The following is a 14,872-nucleotide window of genomic DNA, read 5'->3' as shown; positions in this document are numbered from 1 at the left end:
ACCATGGCGACCCTTGCTTCCGCTAAGTCCCGCACCCCCTTTGGCCTGTTCTGGCGCCGCCTCAAGCGGCACCGGCTGGCCATGGCCGGTCTGGTGATCATCGTCCTCCTCATCCTCATGGCCATCCTCGCCCCCTGGATCGCCCCCCACGACCCCACGGCCCAGCCCACGGGGGAGGACGTGGGCCAGTACTACTTCAACCCCCCTTCCCGGGAGCACCCCCTGGGCACGGACGACCTGGGGCGGGATGTGCTTTCCCGCATCATCTATGGCTCCCGCATCTCCTTGCTGGTGGGCTTTGCCGTGGCCTTCTCCAGCGTGATCCTGGGGACCATCATGGGGACGCTGGCGGGGTACTTCTCCGGGCGTCCCCTGCGCTTCTACCTGGGTCCCCTGCGCCGGGAGCGGGAGGGGTTTTACCCCTGGAGCTTTGCCCTTTGGCGGGTCTTCTCCTGGGTCCTCTACTACGGGGTGCTCTACCTGGCCCTTTCCATCGCCTGGGCCCTGGCTAAAGACGGGATCCAGGCGGGGAGCCTGGGGAGCTACCTGGGCTTTGGCCTGGCCCTGGCCCTGGGGCTCTGGGCCGCCTGGTACGGCCTCAAAGGCGAGATCCGCCTGGACCTGGACATCCTCATCAGCCGGCTCATTGACTTCATGCTCACCATCCCCACCCTGCCCCTCCTCTTGGTGCTTTCCGCCCTGCTCCGGGACCCCGGGGTTAAGGTGGGGCAGTGGGCCCAGGGGGTGTTTGGGGATGCCGCCAGCGTCTTCATCATCATCACCATCCTGGTCCTCTTCGGCTGGTTGGGCACCGCCCGGCTGGTGCGGGGGAGCATCCTCTCCCTGAGGGAGCAGGACTACGCCACCGCCGCCCGGGCCCTGGGGGCCACGGACGCCCGCATCATGTTCCGCCACCTGGTGCCCAACACCATGGCCCCCCTCATCGTGCAGGCCACCCTGCAGATCGGCGGGGCCATCCTCACCGAGGCTGCCCTTTCCTTCCTGGGCTTTGGCATCCAGCCCCCGGTGGCCACCTGGGGGAACATGCTCACCAACGCCCAGGAGTACATCTTCACCGCCCCATGGCTGGCCCTGCCGCCGGGCTTCATGATCTTCATCACGGTTCTGGCCTTCAACTACCTGGGGGACGGGCTTAGGGACGCCTTGGACCCAAGGAGCCGCCTTTAAGGCCACTCCTGTGCGGGCTTAAGCCCGCACAGGAGTTTTGGCTAGGGGCTTAGGGGCTGAGCTTCTCCTCCGGGTAGGCGGCCTCCACGAAGTAGAGGCCGTGGGCCGGGGCGGTGGGGCCCGCCAGGCGGCGGTCGGCGGTCTTCAGGATGGCCTCGAGGCTCTCCGGAGGGCGTTTTCCGAGCCCTACCTCCAGCAGGGTCCCCACCATGCCCCGGACCTGCCCCCGCAGAAAGCTCGTGCCCCGGAAGTAGAGGCGAACCTCGAGGCCCACCTCCCCCTCCACCGCCTCCACCTGGGCCTTGAGGAGGGTGCGCCGCCCCTGGCGCACCTCCTCCTTGGCAAACCCTAGGAAATTGTGCTCCCCCAGGAGGAGGGGCAGGGCCTCCCGCATGGCGGCCAGGTCCAGGGGCCCCCGCACCCAGTGGGCCCGGTGGCGCAGCAGGGGGGAGGGGTGGGGCCGCACCAGGACCCGGTAGAGGTAGGCCCGCCAGAGGGCATCCCGCCGGGCGTGGAAGTCGGGGGCCACCTCCTGGGCGGAAAGCACCTTGAGGTCCTCGGGAAGGAGGCGGTTTAGGGCCTGGGGGATCTTTTCCGCGGGGATCCTGCCGGGAAGGTCAAAGTGGAAGGGCATGGCCAGGGCGTGCACCCCGGCGTCGGTGCGGCCCGCGGCCACCGCCTTGGGGAGGGCCCCGATGCCGGCCAGGGCCCTTTCCAGCTCCCCCTGCACCGTGCGCAGGCCCTCCCCTTGCCGCTGGAGGCCGGCAAAGAGGGTCCCCTCGTACTCCGTGAGGATGAGGATGCGGCGCACGCCCTAAAGCTTAGTCCGTGCCCACGGGGGCCTTGGAGGGGTGGCCCTCGAGGGCCACCCCCACCCCGGCCACCGCCACCCGCACCCGGTCCCCCACGCGGAAGGGGCTTTCCGGCCCCTCCTGCACCAGGACCTCCCGCTCCGGGGCAAGAAGGCGCACCCGGTAGGTGAGGTCGTGCCCCTTGAACTCCCGGGCCACCACCACCCCCAAAGCGCCCGGGGGACCCTCTTCCGGGGGGAGGAGCCTCAGGGCCTCGGGGCGCAAGGAGAGGAGGAGGGGTCCCTGGGCGGCCTCCGCCAGGGGCACAGGGCCCAGGCAGGTCTCCGCCTGCCGCCCCCGCCCCTCCCCGGGGAGGAGGTTGGTGCGCCCCAGGAACTGGGCCACGAAGGGGGTCCTGGGCCGCAGGTAGACCTCCTCCGGCGTGCCCACCTGCTCCAGCCTCCCCCCGCGCATCACCCCCAGGCGGTCGGCGAAGGAGAGGGCCTCCTCCTGGTCGTGGGTGACCAGGAGGGCAGTGGTCCCCGTCTCCTTCAGGATGCGCCGCACCTCCTCCCGGGTGGCCGCCCGCAGGCTGGCGTCCAGGCTGGAGAAGGGCTCGTCCAGGAGGACCAGCCTGGGCCCCGGGGCCAGGGCCCGGGCCAGGGCGATGCGCTGTTGCTGGCCCCCCGAGAGCTCCCCCGGCTTGCGGTGCTGGAAGAGGGTCATGCCCACCCGCTCCAGGGCCTTCCTGGCCCGCTCCAGCCGGTCCTTTCCCTTCAGGCCAAAGGCCACGTTGCCCAAGGCGGTGAGGTGGGGGAAGAGGGCGTAGTCCTGGAAGACGAAGCCGATGCCCCGCCGCTCCGGGGGCAGGGCGGTGATTTCCTGCCCCTCCAGCAAGACCTGGCCGCGGTCCGGGTTTTCCAGCCCCGCCACCACCCGCAGGAGGGTGGTCTTACCGCAGCCCGAGGGGCCCAGGAGGGCCAGGATCTCCCCGGGGAAGACCTGGAGGTCAATCCCCTTGAGCACCTCGTGCTCCCCGAAGCGCTTGGCGATGCCCTTGAGTTCTAGAAGCGGCGCTCGCTCCAAAGCAACACCCCCACGAAGGCCGCCGAGAGGAGGGCGATGAGGAGGGCGAAGGGAGCGGCCTCGGCGAACATGGCCTCCTGAGTGTAGCCGAAAACCCGGGTGGCCAGGGTGGCGTAGCCCATGGGCGCCAGGAGCAGGGTGAGGGGTAGCTCCTTCACCGCGCCGATGAAGGCCAGGGCTCCCCCCGCTGCCGCCCCCCGCCAGAGGAGGGGAAAGGTGATGCGGAAAAAGGCCCGGGTGGGGGTTTCCCCCAGGGTTCTCGCCGCCTCCTCCAGCCGCTTGGGCACCTGGTAAAGCGCCCCCCGCACCGGCCCCAGGCTCTCCGCCAGGAAGTGGAAGGCCAGCACCAGGACCAAAAGGGGCAGGGTGCCGTAGAGGAAGGGGAAGGTGCGGAGGCTGAGGAAGATCCAGGCCAGGGCGAAGGCCAGGGGGGGGACGGCGTAGCCCAGGTAGGCCACCCGTTCCAGGAGCCGGGAGGCGGGGGAAGGGTAGCGCACCCCCAGGTAGGCCAGGGGCAGGGCCATGCCCACGGCCAGGAAGGCCGCGGGCACCGCCGCCAGGGCGGAGTGGCCCAGGGCCTCGAGGAGCCCCGAAAGGCTTTCCCGAGGAAAGCGGCTTGCCAGGTGGAAGAGGGCGTAGAAGGGGAGGGCGAGGGCCAGGAGGATGGGCACCAGGAGGAGGAGGTAGGCCAGGGGGGTCCAGGCCCCTAGGCGTATGGGCTTTGCCCGGCGGCCCGAGCCTTTACCGGTACGGGCCAGGGAGAGGGGGCGGAGCAGAAGCCCTTCCAGGAGGAGAAGCCCCCCGGTGAAGAGGAGGAGGAAGAGGGCCAGCCAGGCGGCGTACACCCGGTCAAAGGCGGCGTTGTACTGCAGGTAGATGGCGTAGGAGAAGGTCTCGTAGCGCAGGAGGCTTACCGTGCCGAAATCCCCCAGCACGTGGAGCCCCACCACCAGGTAGCCGGAAAGGAGGGCGGGCAGGAGCTGGGGGAAGGCCGCCTGGAAGAAGGCCCGCCAGGGGCCTGCCCCCAGGGTTCTTGCCGCTTCCTCCAGGGAGGGGTCCAGGCCCAAAAAGGCGGCGCGCAGGGAGAGGAAGAGGTAGGGGTAGGTGATGAGGGAGAGCACCAGAAGGGCTCCCCAGTACCCCTCGGGCCGGGGCAGGGGGAGAAGCCCCCCGGGGCCGGTGGCCGCCAGGAGCACGTAGGCTCCCACGTACCCGGGTATGGCCAGGGGCAGGGTGAGGAGGACGGCCAGGAAGCGCTTGCCCCTTAGGTCCGTGCGGGTGGTGAGGAAGGCCAGGGGCAGGGCGAGGAGGGTGGTGAGGGCCAGTACCCCCAGGAGGAAGGCCAGGGTGTTCCCCAGAAGCTCCAGGTTTTTGGGGCGGAGGAGGATCTCCTTGAGGGTCTCGGGGTCGGCCTCGAGGGCCCGCAGGACCAGGTAGAGGAGGGGCAGGGCCACCCCGCCCCCCGTGAGGAGGGCGGGCACCAGGAAGGGGAGGAGCCCCGTGAGGTGGTGTAGGCTTCGCGCCTTGGTCATGGGAAGTTTCCGCCCCGGCCAGGACAGCCCCTAGAGAATGCCCAGCTCCCTCAGAAGCCTGAGGGCCTGGTCCAGGGGGAGCTTTTCAAAGTCCAGCCTGGGGCTCTTCCTCAAGGCCTCCTCCAGGGGCAGGAGGTTGGGGTCGGCCACCACCCCCCTGACCAGGGGGTACTCCCCCACGTTGCCCACGAAGTACTGCTGGCCCTTGGCGGAGAGGAGGTAGGTGAGGAAGCGGTTGGCGGCCACCAGGTTCTTGGAGGTCTTCAGGATGCCCGCCCCGGTCACCAGGGCCAGGTTGCCCACATCCCCCTCCTTGAAGTGGTGCATGCCCAGGTTGTACCCCGCCCGGCGGAAGCGCACCACGTAGTAGTGGTTGGTGGAGCCTAGGTCTACCTCCCCGGCGCGGATGGCGTCCAGCATGGCCGGGTTGGAGGCGTAGGCCTTGGGGGAGAGGGCCTTCATGCTCATAAGCCACTCCCGGGCCTTGGCCTCCCCGTGGAGGGCGATGATCCCCGCCACCATGTCCTGGAAGCTGGAGTAGGTGGGGGTCCAGCCGATCCGCCCCGCCAGGCCCTTTTCCTGGACGAAGCGGGGAAGGTCCAGGAGGCTTTGGGGAAGCTCTTCCGGCTTGATCCTTTGGGGGTTGTAGGCCAGCACCCTAAGCCGCACCGTCACCGGCACCCAGGCCTTGGAGGCGGGGGCAAAGGCCACGGGCTGCTTGAGGAGGGTCTCCCCCAGGGGACGGAGAAGCCCCTTGGCCGCCGCCTGGCCTAAGGCGCCGGCGGTGTTGGCCCAGAAGATGTCCGCCGGGGAGCGGGCCCCTTCCTCCTGCAGGGCGGCCAGGATCTGGGCGTCGGTGCCGTAGCGCACCTGGACCCGGATCCCGGTCTCCTCCTGGAACTGTTTGACCAGGGGTTCCACCAGGCTCTGCCCCCGGCCGGAGTAGAGGGTCAGGGTTTGGGATTGGGCCAGGGCCAGGCTGAGGGCCGTTAGACCGATTAGGGCAAGGATGCTTCTTCGCATATGGCCTCCTGTGGGCGAGGGCGCCCTCTGCCTGGGCACTGTACCCCAGGGGGGAGGAAAAGTCAAGTATTCCGGTCGGATTTTATAAGATTAGAAGTGATAATCACTTGCAACCAGGGAAACACCCCCGTCAGGTCCTGGGGCCAGAAGGGGGCTGGACCGGTGTACACCAGGGGGACGGGGTTTCGGGTGTGCTGCCCATGCCAGGGCTCTTCCGCGTTGCCATGGTCGGAGGTGAGGAGGAGGGTGCCCCCTTCCTGCAAAAAGCCCTGGAGGAATAGGGCAAGTTCCCGAAAGCGCGCCCCTAGGGTCTCCGGGGCCCGGTGGGCCGCCAGGTCCAGGGCCCAGTACTCCAGGACCACCAGGTCAAAGGCCCGGGCCAGGGCCGCGGCCCCAGCCCCCACGGCGTAGGGGTCCTCCCAGAAGGCGGGAGGGAGGGCCAGGGGGTGGCCCAAAGGGTGGAGGGGAAGGCCGGCAAGAAGCGCCGCTTGGGCAAAGGCCGAGAGGAGGAGGCGCCTGCCCCCCGTGGCCTTTTGCAGGTACTCCGGCCGGTAGCCGTTGGCGTGGAGGACCCTGAGGCCCTGCGCCCGGGCCCAGGCGTAGAGGCTTTGCTGCAAGAGGGGGCGGAGCCTGGGGCTGGGGAAGGGGCCTTGGTGGTGGCCCAGCAGCCTGGCCGCGTTCACCCCGGTGAGGAGGGTGGTCTGGCCGGTGCCCGACTGGGGCAGGCCCTCCACCCCTAAGGTGGCGTCCAGGGGGTGGGGGGAGAGCTCCAGGAGCAGGGGGAAAAGCTCCTCCAGGGCCTCCCCCAGGCCCAGGCCGTCCACGAAGAGGAAGAGCACCCCCTTAGTCTGGACCAGGAGGCGGTAAGGCGCCAGGGCCATCCCTGGGATTGGGGCTTTGGCCGCAAATGGCCTTTGGGAGAAAAGGGTATCCTGGAACCGGAGGGAAAGTATGCCGGTACGCCAAGCCAGCGCGGTATGGGAGGGCGGGTTGCGGAGCGGTAAGGGCGTTATGCGCCTGGGGAGCCAGGCCTTTGAGGGGCCTTATTCCTTCCCCTCCCGCTTTGAGGAGGGGCCGGGCACCAACCCCGAGGAGCTCATCGCCGCGGCCCATGCGGGTTGCTTCTCCATGGCCCTTTCGGCCGCCTTGGAACGGGAAGGTTTCCCCCCCAAGCGGGTGGCCACCCAGGCCCGGGTGCACCTGGAGATGGTGGAGGGCAAGGCCACGATTACCCGGATTGAGCTTTTGACGGAAGCGGAAGTACCGGGGATCTCCCCCGAGAAGTTCCAGGAGATTGCCCAGGCGGCCAAGGAGGGCTGCCCCGTTTCCCGGGCCCTGGCGGGGGTGGGGGAGGTCCGCCTCGAGGCCCGCCTGGTCTAGGGCTCACTCCCCCTTCCACAGGAGCCGGCCACAGGAGGGGCAGCGCACCAGCTGCCCCTGCACCACCTTCTGGGCCACGTGGGTGGGTAGGACCACGTTGCACCCCTCGCAACGGAACACCTGGCCCTGGCGGTGCATGCGCACCACCCCCGTGCCCTTGCGGGCGCGGCGGATGGCCTCGTACTCCTTGAGGACCGTGGTGGGGATGCCCTGGGCCATGGCCGCCCGCTCCTCCAGGCGCTTGGCCATCTCCTGCTTCAGGGCTTCCACCCGCTCCCGGTTGGCCTCCAAAAGCGCCTCCAGCCTGGGCCGGAGGCCGGCCAGCTCGGCCTCCACCTGGGCAATCTCCTCCTCCAGGTTCTCCATGGCCTCCATCAGGGGGGTGGAGAGCTCCAGGAGTTCCTTGATGCGGTCCTTGATCTGCTGGATGCGGTTTTCGTACTGGGTCTGTTCCCGGGCGCTTTGCGCCTGGCGTTGCTCGGCCTCCGCCTGCTTTTCCTTGGCGGTGAGGTCCTCGATGTCCAGGCTGTGGCGGTTGTACTCCTTGCGCAGCTCCGCTTGGCGCTCCAGAAGGTCCTGCAGCTTGCCCTCCAGGGCCTCCACCTGGGCCCGGACGGAGAGGAGCTCCTCGGGGAGGCTCTCCACCTCCTTTTGCAGCCGGTCTATCTCCAGATCCTTCTCCTGGAGGCTGAAAAGCGCCCTGAGCGCGTCAAGCTGTCCCTTGTGGGGAGGGTCCGCCCCGTTCACGTTTCCCATTCTAACCCCGTGAGGAAGGGGTTCGTGCGGGCCTCGAGGCCCAGGGTGGTGGGCGGGCCGTGGCCGGGGTAGACCCGGGTTTCCGGGGGCAGGCGGAGGAGGCGCTTTAGGGAACGGAAAAGGGCCTCGGGATCGGCCCCGGGCAGGTCGTAGCGGCCGATGCTTCCCCGGAAGAGGAGGTCGCCGGAAAAGAGCTGGGGAGGATCCTCCTCCAGGGCCAAAAAGGCCACGTGGCCCGGGCTGTGGCCGGGGAGGTGCCAGACGCTGAGGCCGTAAAGGCGCATGCCCTCCTCCAGGGGCGCCACGGGAAGGGGCGGGGAGGGCAGGGAGAGGCCGAAGGCCGCGGCCACCTCCGCCGCCCGCTGGTAAAGGGGGAGGTCCAGGGGGTGGAGGTACACGGGAAGCCCCCAGGCGGCCACCAGGGGGGCCACGGCCCCCACGTGGTCAAAGTGGGCGTGGGTGAGGAGGATGGCCTGGGGCCTTAGGCCGGTCTCCTCCACCAGGGCCAGGATGCGCTCGGGCTCGTCCCCGGGGTCAATGAGCACCACCTCCTCATCGCCTGCCACCAGGTAGGCGTTTTCCCCCAGGGGGCCCAGGGTAAGGGAAAAGACCCTCATGGCTCCGTGGGCAGGCCCTCCTGGAGCCACTCGTGCATGGAGCCCAGGTAGTTCCTGGCCCTCACCCCCAGGCTCCGGAGCACGAAGAAGGCCACGGCGCTCCGGGCCCCGGAGTGGCAGTAAAGGCCCACCTCCTGCCCCGGGCTCAGCCCCAGGCGTTCCAGCACCTTCCCCGGCTCCAGGAAGAGCTCCAGGGGGGCGTTTTGGCTTCCGGGAATGCGCCCTCCCCGGGGGCAGCAGGGGGGATGGACCTTACCCTGGAACTCCTCCGGGCTGCGCACGTCCAGCAGGAGGGGATGGCGGGCAGCCTCGTCCGCGGTGAGAAGCCACTCCCGCCGCAGGCGGGCCTGGACTTCCGTGGGCTCGGGCTTGGGCTCCTCCCGCTCGGTGGCGTAGGCCTCCCACCCCTCGGTCCAAAGCTCCACCTCCAGCCCGCCTAAGCCCAGGAAAAAGGCCGTGCGGCAGAGGCGGCTGGTGAGCCCCTCGTCGTAGAGGACCACGGGGCTTTTGAGCCCCAGGGACCGGAAGAGCTCGGTAAGCCCCGCCTCCAGGGCCTTGAGCTCCCCCTCCTCCCGCAGGCGGAGCCTGGGGGCGGAAAGGTCCAGGTGGCGGGCCCCGGGCAGGTGGCCCGCCTCATAGGCCGGCCGGGGACGGGTGTCCACCAGGACGGCGCCTTCGGGTAGCTCCATGGGCTTGATTATAAGGGGCGCAAGGGTAGGTGGGTCCTCCTAAACATACTTGACAAAGGTGCGCGCATTTGATATAAGCGGAGGTGGAGGTGGTAGATATGGCCCTGGTGCGTAGGGAGATGCGGCCCACCGAGCTCACCCCCTTCCGGACCTGGGGGCCTCTTTCCCTCCTGGAGGAGGCCAACCGGCTCTTTGAGGAGGTTCTGGGCGACTTTGGCCGGCCCGCGGTGGCCTACGTGGCCCCTGCGGACCTCTACGAGACGGACGAGGCCCTGATCCTGGAGATGGCCGTGCCCGGCCTGGCCCCGGAGGACCTGGAGGTGAGCCTCGAGGGCACCAAGCTCACGGTGCGCGGCCAGGTGAAGCCGGTGGAGGAGCCCAAGGTGCGCCGCTACTACCTGCAGGAGATCCCCCACGGCTCCTTCCTCCGCACCTTCACCCTGCCGGTGGAGGTGGACACCGCCCAGGCCAAGGCCGAGTTCCGCCACGGCATCCTGAGGCTCACCCTGCCCAAGGTGGCCGAGGCCCGGGCCAAGCGCATCCCCATTGAGGTGGTCCAGTAGGGCCCAGGCGCTTAACCCCCGGGGTCTTCCCGGGGGTTAGGCCTTTTTTAGGGCCTCAGAAAGCCGCCTCAGGGCTTCTTCCAGCACCTCGGGGTAGGTGGCGAAGTTGAGGCGCACGTAGCGGTCGTACCCTTCGCCAAAGTTCTCCCCGGGGTTCAGGGCCACCCGGGCCTCCTTGAGGAAGAAGGCCGCCGCCTTGGGGATGGGGGTCTTGAGCCAGGCCAGGTAGGTGCCCTCCGGGGGAAAGTGGCCCAGGCCCGCCGCCTTGGCCCAGGCGGCCACCCGCTCCCGGTTGGCCTTAAGGCGCTCCAGGGTTTCCCTCAGCCAGCCCTCCCCTTCCTCCAGGGCGGCTTTCCAGGCGGCCATGGCCAGGACGTTGGGGAAGGTGTGGGGCAGGTGGCGCCTCAGGGCCTCCACCAGGGGCTTGGGGCCCACCGCCGCTCCCAGGGGTAGCCCGGCCAGGTTGTAGGCCTTGCCCGGCCCCAGGAGGGTGAGCGTGCGCTCGGGGAGGAGGCGGGCCAGGGGGGTGTGGGCCCGGTGGTAGGTGAGGGGGGCGTGGAGCTCATCGGAGACCACGATCAGGTCGTGCTTGCGGGCGATGGCCGCCAGGGCGGCCAATTCCTCCTCGGTGAAGACCCGGCCCGTGGGGTTGTGGGGGTGGCAGAAGAGGAGGAGCCGGGTGGCGTAGGCCAGGCGCTCCAGGCCCTCGAGGTCCAGCCGGTAGCCCCCCTCGGTCTCCCTCAGGGGGTTGGCCAGGACCGTGCGCTTCTGCTCCCGGATGGCGGCCAGGAAGGGGGGGTAGATGGGCACCTGGGTAAGGACCCCCTGCCCCGGGGCGGTGAAGGCGGCCACCGCCGCATAAAGCCCCACCACCACCCCGGGCATGAAGGCCACCTCCCCCTCCAGGCCGGCCTTCTCCCGCAGGAGGTCCTTGAGCTCCGGGTCCCCCTCACGGGGGGGGTAGCCCAAAAACCCCTCGGCCCGCTCGCGGATGGCCTTCCGTATGGGCTCGGCCACGGGGAAGTCCATGTCCGCCACCCAGAGGGGCAGCACGTCCTCGGGGTAGGCGCTCCACTTGAGGGAGTCCTTGCGGGGAGGCAACACCATGGGGCTATCTTACCGTGAGGGCCTCACCCCTTTTGCCCCTGCCCCAGACGCCTCAGCATGTAAAGGGAGAGCAGGATGAGGGGCAGGCTCACCACCTGGGTGGCGGTGAAGAGGCCGATGCCCAGCTCCTCGTTGCGGTAGACGGGAAGCCAGAGGGGGTTTAGGCGGAAGGGCTCCTCCAGCACCGAGCGGAAAACGCTGTACCAGAGCAGGAACTGCCAGAAGGCGTAGCCGTAGAAGGGCTTTTTCCGCAACCAGTAGTAGGAAAGGGGCAGGAGGAGGAGGCCCACCACGGCCCCGTAGACCTGGGTGAGGTGGACGGGGCCCCTCAGGAGTTCGGCGCAACGGTAGACCTGGGAGATGTCCTCAATCCCGGGGCAGACCCCGGGGAAGCCCTTGGCCCACTCCGGCCAGGTGAAGCCGATGGGCAAGGTGGTGAGGCGGCCCACGGTATCCGAGCCGTTCATCAGGTTGCCGATGCGGCCGGCGATGATGCCTAGGGCCACCCCCGGGGTGGCCGCGTCCAGGTAGGGCCAGAGGGGGTAGCCCTTCCTGCGGTGGTAGTAGAGGAAGACCAAAGCCCCCCCCAGGATGGCCCCGTGGAAGGAGAGGCCCCCACGCCAGATGTAGAGCACCTCCGCGGGGTTTTCCAGGAAGTACCCCGGGGAGGTGAGGACATAGCCCAACCGGGCCCCCACCACCCCAAAGACCACCGCCCAGAAGGCCACGGTCTCAAACTTTTCCGCGTCCAGGCCCCAGGCCCTAAGGCGGCGCTTGGCCAGCTCAAATCCCACGAAGATGGCCAGGGTGAGGAGGAAGCCGTACCACTGGATGCGCAGGGGGCCGATCTGGATCATGGTGGGGTTCATGCGTTACCTCCCAGTAAGCCCTCCATGAGGGCAAGAAGCTCCGCTTCGGCAAAGGCTCCTTCCAGGAGGACCTCCTCCCCCAGGAGGAGGACGGGTACCCGCCAGGCATAGGGGGCGAGCTCCGCTTCCCGGTCCACCTCCCGGCGCACGTAGGGCACTGCCAGGCTCCAAAGGGCCCTTTCCGCCCGCTCGCAGAGGCCGCACCCCTCACGGGTGACGAGGACGAGCTCCATGGGGATGAGCATACTTTAGAAGATGGCCTGCAGGACCAAAAGGCCCATGGCCACGTGGAGGATTACCTTGGCCACCACTCCCCCCATGAGGCCCACCAGGGTGCCCCAGGCCGCTCGCAGGGCCTCCTCGGGCCTGCGGCCGGAGAGGTACTCCAGGAGCCAGGCCAGGAGGAAGGGCAGGACCAGGACCCCCACCACCCCCAGGAAGAGGCCCAAAAGACCCCCTAGGAAGGCCCCCCAGAGGCCAGCCCGGCTGGCCCCGTAGCGCCGGGCCCCCAGGAGGGCGGCCACGTTGTCCAGGGTCATGGCTAGGAGGGCCAGGACCCCCAGGGCCAGCCAAAGCCCCACGGAGAGCTCCCGGAAGCCCAACAGGAGCTCGTGCAGGAAGGCCGCCAGGAGCACCACGAGGGTGGCGGGGACGAAGGGCACCAGGGTGAGGACCACCCCGGCCAGCCACAGGGCCACGAAGAGCCAGTCCGCCAAGGCTTCCATGCCCTCCAGCCTAGGGGAGGCGCGGGTGAGAAGGGAAAGGGACATCCGGCCCCTTAGGGGGCCTTAAGCTCAGAGGCGAGGAGGTGGGTATGGATTTCGGCCTACCCAAGGAGCAGGCCACGCTGAAAACCTCCCCTCCCTTTGGGGAGGAGGTGCGCGAGGGGCGGGTGGCCCTGACCCCTCAGGGGGTGCGGGAGCTGGTGGCCCGGGGCCACCGGGTCTACGTGGAGCGGGGGGCAGGGGAGCGTGCGGGCTTCCCCGATGCCGCCTACGAGGAGGCCGGGGCCCGGCTGGTGAGCCGGGAGGAGGCCTTTGGCCGGGGCGAGGTGGTGCTCAAGGTGGGGAGGCCCACCCTGGAGGAGGTGGCCCTGCTCCGCCCCGGGGCCACGGTGATGGCCTTCATGCACCTGGCCGTGGCCGAGTCCGGCCTGGTGGAGGCCATGGCGGCAAAGGGCCTTTCCGCCATCGGCTACGAGCTGGTGGGGGCGGAGGGGAAGCGGCCGGTGCTCAAGGCCATGAGCGAGATCGCGGGCCGCCTGGCCCCCCAGGTGGCCGGCCGTCTCCTCGAGGCCCCCATGGGACCCGGGGTGCTCCTCCCCGGCCTTCCCGGCATCCCCCCGGCGGACGTGGTCATCCTGGGGGCCGGGGTCCTGGGCCGGGCGGCGGCCCGGGCCTTTTTGGGGGCGGGGGCCTCGGTTTACCTGTTGGACAAGGAGCTTTCTGCCCTGGAGGAGGCCGCCCACGAGGCCAGGGGGGCGGTGACCGCCCTCATCACCGGGTCCCGGCTGGAGCGGTACGTGGCCTTCGCCGATGTGCTGGTGGGGGCGGTGGCGGTGCCCGGGGAGCGCACCCCCGTGCTCCTAAGCCGCGCCCTCCTGGCCCGCATGCGCCCGGGCTCGGTGCTCCTGGACTTCGCCATTGACCAGGGGGGGATTGCGGAGACCAGCCGCCCGGGGGTCTACCAGGAGCTGGGCATCACCCACTTCTGCCTGCCCAACGTGCCCGCCCTGGTGCCCCGCACCGCCAGCCACGCCCTCACCGCCACCCTTCTGCCCTTCCTGCTCCGGATGGAGGAAGACCCCTTGGAGGTGCCGGAGCTCCGCCAGGGGGCCTACCTCCTCCTGGGCCAGAAAGGAGGCCACCTAGAATGAGCTACCGCAAGAAGCTGACCTCCCCTGAGGACGCCGTCACCCTGATCCGTTCTGGGATGCGGGTCTTTGTTTCCGGCAACGCCGCCACCCCCACCCCCATCCTCAAGGCCCTGGCTGCCCGCAAGGACGAGCTCCAGGGTGTGGAGCTCATCCACCTTCTCCAGATGGGGGAGGACCCCTTTGCCGCCCCCGAGATGGAGGGGCACTTCAGGCGGCGCTCCCTCTTCGTGGGCCCTGCCGACCGGGAGTCGGTGAACCAGGGCCGGGCGGACTACGTGCCCATCATGCTCCACCAGGTGCCCTGGCTCTTCAAGCGCCGGGTCCTTCCCCTGGACGCGGCCATCGTGCAGGTCTCTCCCCCGGACGAGCACGGCTTCTGCTCCTTGGGGGTGGAGGTGATCGCCACCAAGGCGGCCCTCGAGGCCGCCCCCATGGTGATCGCCATGGTGAACCCCCGGATGCCCCGCACCCTGGGGGACACCTTCGTCCACGTCTCCCGCTTCACCGCCATTGTGGAGATGGACTGGCCCCTGCCCGAACTGAGGCGGGAGGGGTTTGGCGAGGTGGAGCGGCGCATTGGCCAGCACGTGGCCGGCCTCATTGAGGACGGGGCCACCCTGCAGATGGGCATCGGGGCCATTCCCGATGCGGTCTTGGCCAGCCTCGAGGGCCGCCGGGACCTGGGGGTGCACACGGAGATGATCTCCGATGGGGTCCTGGAGGCCTTTGAGAAGGGGCTCATCACCGGGGCCAAAAAGACCCTGCACCCCGGCAAGGTTATTGGCACCTTCGTCCTGGGCTCGGAGCGCCTCTACCGTTTTGTCCACGACAACCCCCTCTTTGAACTCCACCCCGCGGACTACGTGAACGACCCCTTCGTGGTGGCCCAGAACCGCAAGATGGTGGCCATCAACTCCGCCATAGAGGTGGACCTCACCGGCCAGGTGGTGGCGGACTCCATCGGCACCCGCATCTACTCGGGCTTTGGCGGCCAGCTGGACTTCATCCGCGGGGCGGCCAGGAGCGAGGGGGGTAAGCCCATCATCGCCCTGCCCTCCACGGCCAAGGGCCATAGCCGCATCGTCCCCTACCTGAAGCCGGGGGCGGGGGTGGTCACCACCCGGGCCGATGTGCACTACGTGGTCACGGAGTGGGGCGTGGCCGAGCTCTTTGGCCGCTCCTTGCGGGAGAGGGCCCTGGCCCTCATCCAGATCGCCCACCCGGACTTCCGCGAGGAACTCCTCAAGGCGGCCTGGGAGCGCAGGCTCCTGCCCCGGAGCTACCCGGGGGCGGACGTGAAGGGCTGAACTGGGTTTTTCTTCTGGGCCTCCTAATCCTTGCTCTTGACAACCGGCCCTTAACCCCCCTAAATAGGGGGCGATGCCGGCGAAAAAG

The 14,872-nt window shown here is 69.3% G+C and carries 17 protein-coding genes; 5 read left to right on the top strand and 12 right to left on the bottom strand.

Annotation, left to right across the window (positions count from 1 at the left end):
• Positions 1-3: 3 nt before the first annotated feature.
• A complete protein-coding gene (locus tag B128_RS0106855) occupies positions 4-1,188 on the top strand; it encodes an ABC transporter permease (protein ID WP_018111543.1) in 1,185 nt (394 codons plus the stop codon).
• Between the two features lie 49 nt (positions 1,189-1,237).
• Here B128_RS0106855 and truA read toward each other — a convergent pair whose 3' ends face one another.
• From truA to B128_RS0106830, 5 genes are all read right to left on the bottom strand, one after another.
• Entirely contained in the window at positions 1,238-1,999 is a 762-nt protein-coding gene (gene truA, locus B128_RS0106850) for a tRNA pseudouridine(38-40) synthase TruA (RefSeq protein WP_018111542.1), read from the bottom strand.
• A gap of 10 nt (positions 2,000-2,009) precedes the next feature.
• Positions 2,010-3,065 (bottom strand): ABC transporter ATP-binding protein, encoded by a 1,056-nt coding sequence (locus B128_RS0106845; protein ID WP_018111541.1) that lies wholly within the window; start codon positions 3,063-3,065, stop codon positions 2,010-2,012.
• Positions 3,044-4,597, bottom strand: coding sequence for an ABC transporter permease (locus B128_RS0106840; RefSeq protein WP_018111540.1), 1,554 nt, complete (start codon positions 4,595-4,597; stop codon positions 3,044-3,046). Before B128_RS0106840 ends, B128_RS0106845 begins: the two co-directional genes overlap by 22 nt.
• A gap of 30 nt (positions 4,598-4,627) precedes the next feature.
• Positions 4,628-5,620 (bottom strand): iron ABC transporter substrate-binding protein, encoded by a 993-nt coding sequence (locus tag B128_RS0106835; RefSeq protein WP_018111539.1) that lies wholly within the window; start codon positions 5,618-5,620, stop codon positions 4,628-4,630.
• 62 nt (positions 5,621-5,682) lie between these two features.
• The gene (locus B128_RS0106830; RefSeq protein ID WP_026175090.1) at positions 5,683-6,459 is read right to left on the bottom strand and encodes a metalloenzyme; all 777 of its coding nucleotides are present in this window, start codon (positions 6,457-6,459) and stop codon (positions 5,683-5,685) included.
• 112 nt (positions 6,460-6,571) lie between these two features.
• Here B128_RS0106830 and B128_RS0106825 point away from each other — a divergent pair, with 112 nt between their 5' ends.
• Entirely contained in the window at positions 6,572-7,000 is a 429-nt protein-coding gene (locus tag B128_RS0106825; RefSeq protein WP_026175089.1) for an OsmC family protein, read from the top strand.
• Between the two features lie 3 nt (positions 7,001-7,003).
• Here the strand turns inward: B128_RS0106825 and B128_RS0106820 are convergent, their stop codons facing one another.
• The 3 genes from B128_RS0106820 to B128_RS0106810 are packed head-to-tail and all read right to left on the bottom strand — an operon-like array spanning position 7,004 to position 9,062.
• Complete coding sequence (locus tag B128_RS0106820; protein WP_026175088.1) at positions 7,004-7,756, bottom strand: zinc ribbon domain-containing protein; 753 nt, start codon at positions 7,754-7,756, stop codon at positions 7,004-7,006.
• A complete protein-coding gene (locus B128_RS0106815) occupies positions 7,744-8,373 on the bottom strand; it encodes an MBL fold metallo-hydrolase (protein WP_018111535.1) in 630 nt (209 codons plus the stop codon). Before B128_RS0106815 ends, B128_RS0106820 begins: the two co-directional genes overlap by 13 nt.
• Complete coding sequence (locus tag B128_RS0106810) at positions 8,370-9,062, bottom strand: sulfurtransferase (RefSeq protein WP_018111534.1); 693 nt, start codon at positions 9,060-9,062, stop codon at positions 8,370-8,372. The genes B128_RS0106815 and B128_RS0106810 overlap by 4 nt, the downstream gene beginning before the upstream one ends.
• A gap of 98 nt (positions 9,063-9,160) precedes the next feature.
• Here B128_RS0106810 and B128_RS0106805 point away from each other — a divergent pair, with 98 nt between their 5' ends.
• Positions 9,161-9,625: an Hsp20/alpha crystallin family protein gene (locus B128_RS0106805; RefSeq protein ID WP_018111533.1), complete on the top strand. Its 465-nt coding sequence runs from the start codon at positions 9,161-9,163 to the stop codon at positions 9,623-9,625.
• 36 nt (positions 9,626-9,661) lie between these two features.
• Here B128_RS0106805 and B128_RS0106800 read toward each other — a convergent pair whose 3' ends face one another.
• Genes B128_RS0106800 through B128_RS0106785 form a run of 4 tightly spaced genes read right to left on the bottom strand, consistent with a single transcriptional unit; the run spans position 9,662 to position 12,326 of the window.
• A complete protein-coding gene (locus B128_RS0106800) occupies positions 9,662-10,732 on the bottom strand; it encodes a cystathionine beta-lyase (protein ID WP_018111532.1) in 1,071 nt (356 codons plus the stop codon).
• 23 nt (positions 10,733-10,755) lie between these two features.
• Positions 10,756-11,589, bottom strand: coding sequence for a prolipoprotein diacylglyceryl transferase (gene lgt, locus B128_RS0106795; protein WP_156822401.1), 834 nt, complete (start codon positions 11,587-11,589; stop codon positions 10,756-10,758).
• Between the two features lie 8 nt (positions 11,590-11,597).
• Complete coding sequence (locus B128_RS0106790; RefSeq protein WP_018111530.1) at positions 11,598-11,846, bottom strand: glutaredoxin family protein; 249 nt, start codon at positions 11,844-11,846, stop codon at positions 11,598-11,600.
• Between the two features lie 3 nt (positions 11,847-11,849).
• Positions 11,850-12,326, bottom strand: coding sequence for a DUF456 domain-containing protein (locus tag B128_RS0106785; RefSeq protein WP_026175087.1), 477 nt, complete (start codon positions 12,324-12,326; stop codon positions 11,850-11,852).
• An 89-nt stretch (positions 12,327-12,415) separates the two neighbouring features.
• Between B128_RS0106785 and B128_RS0106780 the strand changes: the two genes are divergently transcribed.
• Both B128_RS0106780 and B128_RS0106775 read left to right on the top strand, forming a co-directional pair.
• Positions 12,416-13,477 carry an alanine dehydrogenase gene (locus B128_RS0106780; protein WP_018111528.1) on the top strand — a complete coding sequence of 354 codons (1,062 nt, stop codon included), beginning with the start codon at positions 12,416-12,418 and terminating at the stop codon, positions 13,475-13,477.
• Positions 13,474-14,784, top strand: coding sequence for an acetyl-CoA hydrolase/transferase family protein (locus B128_RS0106775; RefSeq protein WP_018111527.1), 1,311 nt, complete (start codon positions 13,474-13,476; stop codon positions 14,782-14,784). The genes B128_RS0106780 and B128_RS0106775 overlap by 4 nt, the downstream gene beginning before the upstream one ends.
• Positions 14,785-14,872: the final 88 nt, after the last annotated feature.

Origin of the sequence: Thermus igniterrae ATCC 700962, assembly GCF_000376265.1 — a bacterium.
Lineage (GTDB): Bacteria > Deinococcota > Deinococci > Deinococcales > Thermaceae > Thermus > Thermus igniterrae.
Note: the sequence above shows the minus strand (reverse complement) of the source record. Positions and strands in the feature narration are given on the sequence as shown.

What these genes read in the sequence shown, in the direction of transcription:
- B128_RS0106790 (WP_018111530.1), bottom strand. Translation starts at nt 11,846, where the DNA reads ATGCTCATCCCCATGGAGCTCGTCCTCGTCACCCGTGAGGGGTGCGGC.
- B128_RS0106805 (WP_018111533.1), top strand. Translation starts at nt 9,161, where the DNA reads ATGGCCCTGGTGCGTAGGGAGATGCGGCCCACCGAGCTCACCCCCTTC.
- lgt (WP_156822401.1), bottom strand. Translation starts at nt 11,589, where the DNA reads ATGATCCAGATCGGCCCCCTGCGCATCCAGTGGTACGGCTTCCTCCTC.
- B128_RS0106785 (WP_026175087.1), bottom strand. Translation starts at nt 12,326, where the DNA reads ATGGAAGCCTTGGCGGACTGGCTCTTCGTGGCCCTGTGGCTGGCCGGG.
- B128_RS0106810 (WP_018111534.1), bottom strand. Translation starts at nt 9,062, where the DNA reads ATGGAGCTACCCGAAGGCGCCGTCCTGGTGGACACCCGTCCCCGGCCG.
- B128_RS0106840 (WP_018111540.1), bottom strand. Translation starts at nt 4,597, where the DNA reads ATGACCAAGGCGCGAAGCCTACACCACCTCACGGGGCTCCTCCCCTTC.
- B128_RS0106820 (WP_026175088.1), bottom strand. Translation starts at nt 7,756, where the DNA reads ATGGGAAACGTGAACGGGGCGGACCCTCCCCACAAGGGACAGCTTGAC.
- B128_RS0106800 (WP_018111532.1), bottom strand. Translation starts at nt 10,732, where the DNA reads ATGGTGTTGCCTCCCCGCAAGGACTCCCTCAAGTGGAGCGCCTACCCC.
- B128_RS0106815 (WP_018111535.1), bottom strand. Translation starts at nt 8,373, where the DNA reads ATGAGGGTCTTTTCCCTTACCCTGGGCCCCCTGGGGGAAAACGCCTAC.
- B128_RS0106825 (WP_026175089.1), top strand. Translation starts at nt 6,572, where the DNA reads ATGCCGGTACGCCAAGCCAGCGCGGTATGGGAGGGCGGGTTGCGGAGC.
- B128_RS0106775 (WP_018111527.1), top strand. Translation starts at nt 13,474, where the DNA reads ATGAGCTACCGCAAGAAGCTGACCTCCCCTGAGGACGCCGTCACCCTG.
- B128_RS0106855 (WP_018111543.1), top strand. Translation starts at nt 4, where the DNA reads ATGGCGACCCTTGCTTCCGCTAAGTCCCGCACCCCCTTTGGCCTGTTC.
- B128_RS0106835 (WP_018111539.1), bottom strand. Translation starts at nt 5,620, where the DNA reads ATGCGAAGAAGCATCCTTGCCCTAATCGGTCTAACGGCCCTCAGCCTG.
- B128_RS0106780 (WP_018111528.1), top strand. Translation starts at nt 12,416, where the DNA reads ATGGATTTCGGCCTACCCAAGGAGCAGGCCACGCTGAAAACCTCCCCT.